General features: G+C 72.9%; 11 protein-coding genes and 2 tRNA genes. 10 read left to right on the forward strand and 3 right to left on the reverse strand.

Annotated features, from left to right (window positions below):
* The coding region (locus QQX09_RS14160) for an aspartate aminotransferase family protein (RefSeq protein WP_301135919.1) at window positions 1-1,378 on the reverse strand (1,378 nt) is incomplete at its 3' end.
* 109 nt (window positions 1,379-1,487) lie between these two features.
* Window positions 1,488-2,747 (reverse strand): winged helix-turn-helix domain-containing protein, encoded by a 1,260-nt coding sequence (locus tag QQX09_RS14165; RefSeq protein WP_301135920.1) that lies wholly within the window; start codon window positions 2,745-2,747, stop codon window positions 1,488-1,490.
* A gap of 105 nt (window positions 2,748-2,852) precedes the next feature.
* On the opposite strand from QQX09_RS14165, the gene QQX09_RS14170 reads away from it, so the two are divergent.
* The 8 genes from QQX09_RS14170 (at window position 2,853) to QQX09_RS14205 (ending at window position 8,017) form a co-directional block, all read left to right on the forward strand.
* Window positions 2,853-2,928: transfer RNA gene (locus tag QQX09_RS14170), tRNA-Thr, on the forward strand.
* 45 nt (window positions 2,929-2,973) lie between these two features.
* Window positions 2,974-3,047 (forward strand) — tRNA-Met (locus tag QQX09_RS14175).
* Window positions 3,048-3,116: 69 nt separating this feature from the next.
* A complete protein-coding gene (gene rpmG / locus QQX09_RS14180) occupies window positions 3,117-3,281 on the forward strand; it encodes a 50S ribosomal protein L33 (RefSeq protein ID WP_042213233.1) in 165 nt (54 codons plus the stop codon).
* A gap of 120 nt (window positions 3,282-3,401) precedes the next feature.
* Complete coding sequence (locus QQX09_RS14185) at window positions 3,402-4,367, forward strand: endonuclease/exonuclease/phosphatase family protein (protein ID WP_301135921.1); 966 nt, start codon at window positions 3,402-3,404, stop codon at window positions 4,365-4,367.
* A gap of 41 nt (window positions 4,368-4,408) precedes the next feature.
* Window positions 4,409-5,443, forward strand: coding sequence for an endonuclease/exonuclease/phosphatase family protein (locus QQX09_RS14190; protein WP_301135922.1), 1,035 nt, complete (start codon window positions 4,409-4,411; stop codon window positions 5,441-5,443).
* A gap of 43 nt (window positions 5,444-5,486) precedes the next feature.
* The gene (locus QQX09_RS14195) at window positions 5,487-5,933 is read left to right on the forward strand and encodes an FAS1-like dehydratase domain-containing protein (protein WP_301135923.1); all 447 of its coding nucleotides are present in this window, start codon (window positions 5,487-5,489) and stop codon (window positions 5,931-5,933) included.
* A complete protein-coding gene (locus tag QQX09_RS14200; protein ID WP_301135924.1) occupies window positions 5,933-6,364 on the forward strand; it encodes a MaoC/PaaZ C-terminal domain-containing protein in 432 nt (143 codons plus the stop codon). Before QQX09_RS14195 ends, QQX09_RS14200 begins: the two co-directional genes overlap by 1 nt.
* A 195-nt stretch (window positions 6,365-6,559) precedes the next feature.
* Window positions 6,560-8,017, forward strand: a complete 1,458-nt coding sequence (locus QQX09_RS14205; RefSeq protein ID WP_301135925.1) for an NCS2 family permease — start codon at window positions 6,560-6,562, stop codon at window positions 8,015-8,017.
* Between the two features lie 147 nt (window positions 8,018-8,164).
* Here QQX09_RS14205 and QQX09_RS14210 read toward each other — a convergent pair whose 3' ends face one another.
* Window positions 8,165-9,241: a LacI family DNA-binding transcriptional regulator gene (locus QQX09_RS14210; RefSeq protein WP_301135926.1), complete on the reverse strand. Its 1,077-nt coding sequence runs from the start codon at window positions 9,239-9,241 to the stop codon at window positions 8,165-8,167.
* A 189-nt stretch (window positions 9,242-9,430) separates the two neighbouring features.
* On the opposite strand from QQX09_RS14210, the gene QQX09_RS14215 reads away from it, so the two are divergent.
* Both QQX09_RS14215 and QQX09_RS14220 read left to right on the forward strand, forming a co-directional pair.
* Window positions 9,431-10,678: an MFS transporter gene (locus QQX09_RS14215; protein ID WP_301135927.1), complete on the forward strand. Its 1,248-nt coding sequence runs from the start codon at window positions 9,431-9,433 to the stop codon at window positions 10,676-10,678.
* Window positions 10,675-11,716: UDP-N-acetylmuramate dehydrogenase (locus tag QQX09_RS14220; protein ID WP_301135928.1), on the forward strand; the 1,042-nt coding region annotated here is incomplete at its 3' end. The genes QQX09_RS14215 and QQX09_RS14220, both read left to right, overlap by 4 nt.

An 11,716-nucleotide genomic window follows, 5' to 3' on the forward strand; every position in this document is an offset into this window, starting at 1 on the left:
GCAGCGCGTACGCGCGGGTGATGACGTCGCGCAGGATGCGCTCGATCTCGTCGAACTCCGCCTGGCCGATGACGAGCGGCGGCGACAGCTGGATGACCGGGTCGCCGCGGTCGTCGGCGCGGCAGTACAGGCCCGCGTCGTAGAGCTCCCGCGACAGGAAGCCGTGGAGCACGCGCTCGCACTCGTCGGCGGTGAGCGACTCCTTGGTCGCCTTGTCCTTGACGAGCTCGATGCCGTAGAAGAAACCGTCGCCGCGCACGTCGCCCACCATCGGCAGGTCGAGCAGGCGCTCGAGGGTGGCGCGGAACGCGGGTGCGGTCTCGCGCACGTGCTCGAGCACGCCCTCGGTCTCGAAGATCTCGAGGTTCTTGAGCGCGACGGCCGCGGCGACCGGGTGGCCCGCGAACGTGTAGCCGTGCGCGAACATCTCGCCCTTCTCGAGGAACGGCGCCATGAGGCGGTCGGTGGCGATCATCGCGCCCATGGGGGCGTAGCCCGAGGTGAGGCCCTTGGCCGACGTGATGATGTCGGGCAGATAGTCGAAGCGGGTCGCGCCGAACATCTCGCCCAGGCGGCCGTACGCGCAGATGACCTCGTCCGACACGAGCAGCACGTCGTAGCGGTCGCAGATCTCCCGCACGCGCTGCCAGTAGCCGGGCGGCGGCGGGAAGCAGCCGCCGGCGTTCTGCACGGGCTCGAGGAAGACCGCCGCGACAGTGTCGGCACCCTCGTTGAGGATCGCGACCTCGATCTGGTCCGCGGCCCAGCGGCCGAAGGCCTCCGGGTCGGAGCCGTCGTGCAGTCCGTGCGTGATCTCGGCGGCGCGGTAGATGTTCGTGTTGGGCACGCGGAAGGTCGACGGCACGAGGGGCTCGAACTGCGCCTTGAGACCCGGCAGGCCGGTGATCGACAGGGCGCCGTGCGGGGTGCCGTGGTACGCCACGTTGCGGCTGATGACCTTGTGCTTCATCGGCTTGCCGACGAGCTTGAAGTAGTTCTTCGCGAGCTTCCACGCCGACTCGACGGACTCGCCGCCGCCGCTGGTGAAGAACACGCGGTTGAGGTCGCCGGGGGCGAGGTGCGCGAGGCGCTCCGCGAGCTCGATCGCCGTGGGGTGGGCGTACGACCACAGCGGGTGGAAGGCCAGCTCGCGCGCCTGCGCGGCCGCCGCCTCGGCGATGTCCTCGCGCCCGTGCCCGAGCTGGTTGACGAACAGCCCGCCCAGGCCGTCGAGGTAGCGCCGGCCCTGCGCGTCGTAGATGTAGGCGCCCTCGCCGCGCACGATGACCGGGACGTCCTCGGTGTCGTAGCGGGAGTGCTGCGTGAAGTGCATCCACAGGTGGTCCTTGGCCGCCTGCTGGAGATGTGCGTAGTCCATCCGCCTATGCTTCCGGCCCCGGTGGGGCGCGCGCAACCGACGGCCTGACGGGGGTTCGCGACGGTCGCGACGGAACGTCTGGCCCGGCGAGGCGGCTGCCGCGCGCCGCCTACCCCGCGCGGAGCGCGTCCGCGAGGGCGGGCGCGAGATCGCCGTGCGGCTGCACCTCGATGTGCTCGAGCCCCAGCCAGCCGGCCATGAGGCGCAGCTCGGCGGCGAGCGAGGCGGCCACCGAGGCATCGTCCCGCCGCCGCGAGCCCGGCGCCCGGCCCGGCTCGCGCCACGTCGCCTCGACGGACAGCACTCCCTCCTTGCGCCGCGCCTTGAGGTCGACGCGCGCCTCGAACCGGTCGCCGTGGAGGAACAGCAGGCAGTAGTAGCCGAAGACACGCTTGTGCGCCGGCGTGTAGATCTCGATGCGGTAGTCCACGCCGAACATCCGCTGAAGGCGCGGGCGGAACCAGCACACCGGGTCGAACGGGCTCAGGAGGGACGATGCGGTCGCGCGGCCGGGGTCGAGGGCCCCCGTCGCGAGCAGGGCGGGCTCGCGCCAGCCCTCCACCTCGACCCACGAGGCTAGGCCGCGCTCCACCGCGGACGCCGCCCATGCGCCGCCCCTCGGCCCGGCGCCCTGCGTCGCGGGGGAGGTGAGGCGGAAGTGGTCCGCGAGGTCGCGCACCGTCCCGATCGCGGTCGCGGCAATCGCGCGGTCGAAGAGCTGCTGCTGCGCCTCCTCGGGCGGCAGGGCCCACGCGTCCCCGTCGTGGGCGCCGGCATGCCCCCAGGCGCGCTCGGGCGAGTCGTAGGTGCGGCGGAAGTGGTCGGCCCGGCTGGCGGCGACCTCGCCCGTCATGAAGAGGTACTCGAGCGCCATCTTCACGTGGCTCTCGTCCCACCACGGCCCGCGCCGGCGCTCACGCGGCGCGAGGTGCTCGAGCTCGGCCGCGGTGACAGGGCCGTGCGCCTCGACGCCGTCGCGCACCTGGTCGAGCAGCCCGGGCCGCTCCGCCTCGAGCCGGTCGATGGTGCGCGCCTTCCATGAGCTCGACCGGCGCATGCGGTGGTGCAGCGCGGGCAGCAGGTCGCGAGGCATCACCGAGGCCTCGTGGCCCCAGTGCTCGAAGTTCTCGGTGGAGCCCCACAGCCACGCGTCGAGGCGCTCGCGGTCGTAGGGCCCGAAGCGCGAGTACACGGGCAGGTGGTGGGCGCGCGCGAGCACGTTGACGGAGTCGAGCTGCAGCACCCCCTGCCGCTCGAGGTACTCCCGGAACCGTGCCGGACCCGGGCGGCCGGCCGGCCGACGGCGGGCGAGCGATTGCGCGGCCAGGTGGATGCGGCGGGCCTCCGCGGCGCTGAGGGACTCGGTCACGCAGGCCACTCTAAGGCCGCCATCCGACGCTCTTCCTGGGCGTTCTCCCGGTGCGGGGCGCCGATTTCACTTTTGGCCTGGAGTGCGTGTAACCTATTCCGGCCAGCCCCGATAGCTCAGTCGGCAGAGCGTTTCCATGGTAAGGAAAAGGTCCAGGGTTCGATTCCCTGTCGGGGCTCCACGTCTGTCGTCATGTACGATGGATCGCCGCCGCAAGGCGGCACGCGGCGGGGTAGCTCAGCTGGTTAGAGCGCACGACTCATAATCGTGAGGTCGCGGGTTCGAGCCCCGCCCTCGCTACGGATTCAGGCATCACCGCCTGATCATGCGCCTTCGCGAGGCGCGTCCCTACAAGGCTGGGAGAGAACCATGGCCAAGAACGACGTTCGTCCGAAGATCACGCTCGCGTGCACCGAGTGCAAGGACCGCAACTACATCACGCGCAAGAACCGCCGCAACAACCCTGACCGTGTGGAGCTCTCCAAGTTCTGCCGGAAGTGCGGCAAGCACACCGCGCACCGCGAGACGCGCTAAGCAGCAGCTTCACGAAGGCCCGTCGCCCCTCCCGGGGCGGCGGGCCTTCGTCGTCCCCGGGCGAGGAACGCATCGTCCACCTGAGGCTCCGGCGGGCCGCGCCGTGCGAGACTCCCCGGCATGGACGATGCGGGGGTGCCGGCGCGCGCGCCGTGGCGGCGGGCGGCGGCGGTGCTGGGGTGGGTGGCGCTCGCCGCGCTGCTCGTGCCGGTCGCGGTGAGGCTCTCCGGGTGGGAGCGGGGCCCCCTCGCGTACGTGGTGCCGCTGGTGCCGTGGGTCGTGCCCGCCGCGCTCGTGCCCGCCGTGCTCGCGGTGCTCGGGCGGGCGTGGGTGCTGCTCGGCACGTCGATCGCGGCCGCCGCGCTGTGCGCCGCGTGGACCGTTCCGCTGTACACCGCGGTGCCGGCCTCGGGCGAGGTCGCGCTCACCGTCGCGACCGTGAACCTGCGCGCCGGGGAGGGCGACGCGGAGGCGGTCGTGCGGCTCGTGCGCGAGCACGACGTCGACGTGCTGTCGGTCCAGGAGCTCACCCCCGAGGCGGCCGATGCGCTCGTGGCCGCGGGTCTCGAGGAGGCGCTTCCGCATGCGGCCGCGCTGCCGGACGCCGTCTGGTCCGGCACCGGGCTGTGGTCGGCGCACCCGATCGCGGCGTGGGAGGGGCTCGACGGCTACACCTTCCGCCAGGTGCGCGCGACCGTGGAGCTCCCGGGCGGCGCCGTCACGGTGCTGGCGCTCCACCCCGCGGCGCCGCAGCTGCTGGTCCACCGCGCGTGGAGCGAGGAGATGGGTGCGCTGGTGGACCTGCTCGACGCGGTCGACGGGCCCGTGATCGCGGCCGGCGACCTCAACACGGCGCGCGACCACGCGGCCTTCCGAGACCTCGAGGCGCGGGGCTTCCGCGACGCCGCCGACGAGGCCGGTGCCGGCCTGGTGCCGACCTTCCCCCAGGACCGCACGCCCCCGCCGCTCGTCGCGATCGACCACGTGGTGACCCGCGACCTCGGGCTCGTCGCGACGTCGCTCGACACCGTGGTGGTCCCGGGCTCGGACCATCGCGCGCTCATCGCGGCATACGCGGCGCCGTGACCGGTCTGTCCCTTTCCTCCCCCGCGTGACAGACTCCCGTCATGGGGGAGCAGGACGTCGAGCCGAGGCGTGGGACGCTCGTGCCCGCGCTGTCCGCGGTGGGCCGCGCGCTCACCGCGCTCGCCCGCGCCCTCGCGTTCATGGCGCTGATCGCGCTGCTGATCCCGGTGGTCGCCCGGTTCGCGGGGTGGGAGGGCGGTCCCCTCGCCGTCCTCGTCTCGCTCATGCCGTGGGTCACCCTCGCGTGCCTCGTGCCGATCGTGCTCGCGCTGCTCGCCCGCGCCTGGGTGCTGCTCGCCGCGAGCGTCGCGGTCGCGGGCCTGTGCCTGTGGTGGATCGCGCCGATCCTCGTGGCCTCCACGGCGGACGGCCCGGTCGCGCTGCGGGTGGGCACGTTCAGCCTCGCCAACGGCGGGGCCGACACCGCCGCGGTGGTCGACCTCGTGCGCGAGCACGACCTCGACCTGCTCGCCCTCACCGAGCTCACGCCGGAGGCCCAGCAGGGGCTCGAGGCCGCGGGGCTCGACGAGCTGCTGCCCTACAGCGTCGAGTACCCGGGCGACCAGAAGTACGGCACGGGGCTGTGGTCGGCCGCACCGCTCGCCGAGGGCGAGTCGCTGCCCGGCTTCACCGCCCAGGCGATCCGCACCGAGGTGGGGCTCGGCGAGGACCGGCTCACCGTCATCGTCGCCCATCCGGAGTCGCCCGGCGTCCTCGACCACTCCGACTGGGACGCCGACCTCGTCGCCCTCAAGGCGGTCCTCGCCGACGAGGACGGCCCGGTGATCGTCGCGGGCGACCTCAACACGACGCGGGACCACCAGGGCTTCCGGCAGATCGAGTCGTACGGCTACGAGGACGCGGTCGACCAGGCGGGCGCGGGATTCCTCGCCACGTATCCGAGCGGCACCTTCGTGCGCCATCACGTCCGCGGACCCGGGTTCCTGACCGAGCCGCTCGTCGCGATCGACCACATCCTCGTGAAGGACGCCGGCATCGTCGCCGCCGAGGTGGACGCCGTCGAGATGCCGCGCTCGGACCATCGCGCGCTCGTGGCGGTGTTCCGCGAGCCGTGACCCGCCCGCGCGGCCGCCTCGCGTTCCTGGGTAGGGTGGCACCGTGCCAGTGAACATCGACGCCGTGGGTCGCGCGTACGGCCCTCACGAGCCCTACGAGGTCACGCGGGTCAAGATCCGCGAGTTCGCCGATGCGGTCGACGCCCGGTCCTTCGCGCACCGCAGCGAGGAGGCGGCTCGTGCCGAGGGGTACCCCGACGTGGTCGCGCCCACGACGTTCGCCGTCGTCATCGCGCAGCAGGCGGAGTTCCACGTGGTGGTCGACCCCGAGGTCGGCGTCGACTTCTCGCGGGTGGTCCACGCCGACGAGCGCTTCTCGCACCACCGGCCCATCGTCGCGGGCGACCTCATCTCCGCGACGGTGCACATCGACGCCATCAAGCAGCGCGGCGGCATCTCGATGGTGACGACCCGCACCGAGCTGTCGGACGAGGACGGCTCGCCAGTGTCCACCGTGACGAGCACCCTCGCGGTGCGCGAGGAGGCCTGATGAGCAGCGAGAACGGGCCGGCCTTCGACGCCCTCGAGGTGGGCGAGGTGGTCGCCGAGCGCACCGTCGAGCTCACCCGCGACAGCCTCGTGCGCTACGCGGGCGCGTCCGGCGACTTCAACCCGATCCACTACAACGAGGTGGTCGCGGAGTCGGTCGGCCTGCCCGGGGTCATCGCGCACGGCATGCTCACCATGGGCACGGCCGCCTCCGTCGTGGAGGAGTGGGCCGGCCCCGGCAACGTCGTCGACCTGCAGACGCGGTTCACGCGCCCGGTCCCGGTGCCCGCGATCGGCGAGGCGGCCGTGACATTCACCGCCAAGGTCGGCGCGCTCGACGCCGAGAAGCGGACGGCTCGCATCGACATCACCGTCGAGCATGACGGACAGAAGGTCCTGGGTAAGGCCCAAGCCGTCGTCTCCTGCGCCTAGCCGGGGCGGGATACGGCGCCCCGAGCGGAACGTCCCGTGGTCGGGAAACGCTCCCGAGTGCCTTAGGGTGACACCGCGAGATCCCGTCGCGCGCCTCCGGCGCTTGCGGCGTTAGCGTCGCTCTTCGGGGATCCGCGCCAACCCCGGGAGAGCGTCCGCTGGCGCGCGCGCTCTCCCCTGCGTGAAAGAGGACGCATGAGCGCCAAGACCGAGGAGCGGACCGGCATCGCCGGCCGCCTCGACTCGTACTTCGAGATCACCACGCGTGGCTCGACGATCGCCCAGGAGATCCGCGGCGGTCTCACCACGTTCTTCACGATGGCGTACATCGTCGTGCTGAACCCGCTCATCATCGGCACCGTCGCCGACGGCACGGGCACCTACCTCGGCGGCGGCGACGCCCCCAACCTCGCGCTCGTCGCCGCGGCCACCGCGCTGGTCGCCGGACTGTTGTCGATCGCGATGGGCGTGTGGGCCCGCTTCCCGCTCGCGCTGGCCGCGGGCCTGGGCCTCAACGCGTTCGTCGCGTACGGCATCGCCTCGCGCGAGGGCATGAGCTGGCCCGAAGCGATGGGCTTCGTGGTCATCGAGGGCATCGTCATCACGGTGCTCGTGCTCACCGGCTTCCGGAAGGCCGTGTTCGCCGCGGTCCCGGCGTTCCTCAAGCAGGCCATCGCGGTCGGCATCGGGCTCTTCCTCGCCTTCATCGGCCTCTACGACGCGGGCATCGTGCGCCAGGGCGCGGGCACCCCGACCGAGTTCGGCGACGGCGGCTACATCTCGACGTGGCCCATGGTCGTGTTCGTCGTCGGCCTCTTCACCGCGATCATCCTCATGGTCAAGAAGGTGCGCGGCGCGCTCCTCCTGTCGATCGTCGTCGCGACGGTGCTCGCCGTCGTCATCGAGTCCGCGCTGTCGCTCGGCTCGTCGGTCGACGACCCGTCCGGCTGGGCGCTCGTCGTGCCGGCCATCCCGGACTCCGTGGCCTCCGTGCCCGACTTCTCGCTCATCGGCCAGGTCGACCTCTTCGGCGGCTTCACCTCGCTGCCCGTGCTGACCGCGCTGCTGCTCGTCTTCTCGCTGCTCATCGCGGACTTCTTCGACACCATGGGCACGATGACCGCCGTGGGCGCCGAGGCCGGCCTCAACGACAAGGACGGCAACCCGGCGCGCTCGCAGCAGATCCTGCTCGTCGACTCGATCGGCGCCGCCGCGGGCGGCTTCGGCTCGGTCTCGTCGAACACCTCGTACATCGAGTCGGCCGCGGGCGTGGGCGACGGCGCGCGCACCGGCCTCGCCTCCGTGGTGACTGGCATCGCGTTCCTGCTGTCGACGTTCCTCACGCCGCTGTACGCGCTCGTGCCGTTCGAGGCCGCCACCCCGGTCCTCGTGGTGGTGGGCTTCCTCATGGTGTCGCAGGTCGCGGGCATCGACTGGAGGGACTACCGGATCGCGATCCCGGCGTTCCTCACGTTCATCCTCATGCCGTTCGGCTACTCGATCTCGGTCGGCATCGGCGCGGGCTTCATCTCGTACGTGGTGCTCCAGGTCGCGACCGGCGCCGCCAAGAAGGTGCACCCGCTCATGTGGGGCGCCGCGGCCGCGTTCGTCCTCTACTTCGCGATGGGGCCGATCCTCGGCGTGCTCGCCTGATCCCGCATCGTCCCGCGCGGCCCCGGTCCTCCTCGAGAGGCCGGGGCCGCGCCGATTGCCAATGACAAGGGTGACTGGTGTGGACGATGGGACGTGGGCGCCCGCGCCGACCGTCGAGCGGTCAGCGAGTCACATCTGTCACCCTTGTCATCGGGAGTCGTCGTGCGGGGCGGGGGCCGTCGTCGAGCCGATGCGCAGCTCGAGCGGCATCACGACCGGCGCGGGCGACTCGCCCGCGAGCAGCGCCTTGACCTCGGCGGCCAGCGCGTGGCCCTTCGCCTCGGCATCCTGGACCTGCGTGGTGAGCTCGTGCGGAGCGAGCCACGGCAGCTCGAGCCCGTCGAAGCCGGTGATCGACAGCTGCTGCGGCACCGCGATCTCGAGCTCGCGGGCCGCGAGGATCGCGCCGCCGGCGAGCAGGTCCGACTGGCACACGAGCGCGGTGGGGCGCGGCTCGGCGGCGAGCGCGAGGTGTGCGGCCGCGATGCCCTCCGCGACGATCGAGGCGCGCGCCTCGACCACGACGCACGGCTCGACGCCCGCGTCCGCGAAGGCCTCGAGCCTGCGGTGCACCGGCGTCCACGCGGTCTTCGCGAGCGCCTCGTCGAGGCCCAGGACGCGGGTCTCGCCGTCGAGGCCCGCCGGCAGCGTGATGGTGCCGATGCGCTTGTGCCCGAGGTCGACGAGGTGCCGGATCATCGCGGCGGTCGCCCCGCGGTCGTCGATCTCGAGGACGCCGGCGCCGGCCGGAGCCTCGCCTTCCATCACCACCATGGGGAGGCCGCGGCGGCGCAGGATGTCGATCGCGGGCTCGTCGTCGTGGTCGCGCACGCGCAGCAGCACGGCGGCGTCCATCGCGGCCGTCTCGAGCAGGCTGCGCTCGCCCGGCTCGCCGGTGGGCGTGGGGATGAGCAGCACGCCGAGGCCCATCTGGCCCAGGTCTCCCACCAGCCCGTCCATGATGCGCAGCATGAGCGGGTCCCTGAACGACAGCTGCAGCCGCTCGTGGATGACGAGGCCGACCACCCCGGTGCGGCCCGACCGCAGCGCCCTGGCATGCGGCGCGGGTCCCGCGTAGCCCAGCTCCTCCGCGGCCCGCTCGACCTTCGCCTTCGTCTCCGCGGACAGCGGTCCGGCGCCCGAGTAGGTGAGGGAGACGGTGGACAACGACACGCCCGCCCTCGCGGCGACGTCGGCCATGGTCGGTCGGCGTGTGCGCGTCACGCGGGGCTCCTCGGATCGGTGGACCCTCAGACTAGCGCCGCGCGCACGGGCCGGGCACGGCATCGTCCCGTCCCCGGCGTCCGCCCCGTCGCGCTCGCGGACGGCCCGCGTTCCGGGTGCCCTCCCACGACGTGCCTGCTAGCGTCGTGTAGGTCCCGGACGCTGGGGGACGATGCGGAGGGGGGCCGCATGGAGCCACCGCAGGTCGATGCGCGCCGTGTGCGCGCCGCGAGGATCGGCGTCCTCGTGCTCTTCGTCGGCATGGGGCTCATGCTCGGCACGTACGTGTCGCGCGTCCCGAGCGTGCGCGACGCGCTCGGCGTCAGCCCGGCGGGGCTCGCGGCGCTGTTCATCGTCGGCTCGATCGGAGGCCTCGCGGCCTTCTCCGTGCTCGGCGGGCTGGTCGCGCGCATCGGCTCGCTCGCCCTCATCCGGCTCGCGTCGGTCGCGATCGTCCTCGGCTTCTGCGCGATGGGCCTCGCGGCGCACGCCGGCACCCCGATCGGCTTCGCGGTCGCGCTGTTCTTCGCGCTCGGGGCGTTCGAGACCGTGAACGCCCTGGCCAATGCCGAGGCGGCGACCATCGAGCGGCACGTGGGGCGCTCGATCATGTCCCAGTTCCACGCCGCCTTCTCCCTGGCGCTGCTCGCCGGCGTGGGGCTCGGCGCGCTCTACTCGCACGCGGGCATCGCGGTCGGGGTCCACTACGCGGTCAACGTGACCGTGGTCGGCGCAGCGTACCTCGCGCTCGCGTCCGTCGCGATCCTCGACGGCCGGCCGCCCGCACCGGAGAGCGTGGAGAGCAAGGACGGCATCTTCGTCACGCTCAAGGTCGCGGCACGCGAGCGGCGCACGCTCGCGCTGGGATTCATCCTGTTCTGCGCCTTCACGGTCGAGATGGGCGCGGCGGACTGGGTGCCGCTCGCGATCGTGGACGACTTCGGCCGCACCGAGGCGCTCGCGGCCGCCTTCTACGCCTTCCTCGTCGTCGCCCAGAGCAGCGTGCGCATCATGGGTGCGAGCGTGGTCGACCGGCTCGGCCGTGTCACCGTGGTGAGGACCTGCGGGGTCCTCGTCGCGGTCGGCTCCCTCATCTTCGCGTTCACGCCGGCGTTCTGGGGCGTGCCGCTCGCGATGCTGATCTGGGGGGCCGGGGTGTCGATGGGCTACCCGCTCGCGATCTCCGCCGCGGCCGACGACCGCACGCACGCGACCGCCCGCGTCGCCGCCGTCGCCGCCTTCGGCACCATCGCCGGTCTCACGATGCCGCAGGTGGTCGGCCTCATCGCCGAGCACATCGAGCTGCGCAAGGCGCTGCTCCTCACGGTGGTCGCGGCGGCCGCGATGGTCGTGCTCGCGCCCGCCACGCGCCCGCTCGAGGGCGCCCCCGAGGCCCTGCGGGAGGAGGACGCCGGCGCGGATACCCTGGGGCCATGAACCTCGCCTCCCTCACGACCCTGCGCGTCGGAGGCCCGGCGCGCGAGCTGATCGAGGCGGACAGCGAGGCGGCCCTCATCGACGCGGTCCGCGCCGCGGACGCCGACGCCACCCCGCTGCTCGTCGTCGGCGGCGGCTCGAACCTGCTCGTCGCGGACGAGGGCTTCGACGGCGTCGTCGTGCGCGACGCGCGCGAGGATGTCTCGCTCGTCAACGACGGCGCATGCGGTGGGCTGTCGATCACCGCGACCGCCGGCACCCGCTGGGACGACCTCGTGGCGCAGGCCGTGGCATCCGAGTGGAGCGGCTTCGAGGCGCTGTCCGGGATCCCCGGCTCGACGGGCGCCACCCCGGTGCAGAACGTCGGCGCGTACGGCGCGGAGGTCAAGGACATCGTCTCCGTGGTGCGCACCTGGGACCGCGAGACGGGCTCCGTGCGGTCGCTGCCGCTGGTCAAGGCCGAGTTCGGCTACCGCGACTCGATGCTCAAGCGTTCCATGACGCACGGTCCCTGGGGCCCGACGCCCCGCTACGTCGTCCTCGACGTCACCTTCCACACGCGGATGGCGAGCCTGTCCGCGCCCGTGCGCTACCAGCAGCTCGCGACGGCGCTCGGCGTCGAGCTGGGCGCGCGCGTGCCCATCACCGAGGTGCGCGAGGCGGTGCTCACGCTGCGCTCCGCGAAGGGCATGGTCCTCGACCCCGCCGACCACGACACGTGGAGCGCGGGCTCGTTCTTCACCAACCCGATCGTGCCGGACGATGCGGTCCCCGAGGGGGCGCCCCGGTACCCGGCCGCGGACGGCCTGGTGAAGACCTCGGCGGCGTGGCTCATCGAGCACGCCGGCTTCTCCAAGGGCTTCGCCGTCGCGGAGGGCGCTCCCGCGTCGCTGTCGACCAAGCACACGCTCGCGCTCACCAACCGCGGTGACGCGACGGCGGCGGACATCGTGGCGTTGGCCCGCGCGGTGCGGGACGGGGTGCGCGAGCGCTTCGGGATCGCTCTGGTGCCGGAGCCGGTCGCGGTCGGCGTCGAGA

Source organism: Demequina litoralis (assembly GCF_030418455.1).
Lineage (GTDB): Bacteria > Actinomycetota > Actinomycetes > Actinomycetales > Demequinaceae > Demequina > Demequina litoralis.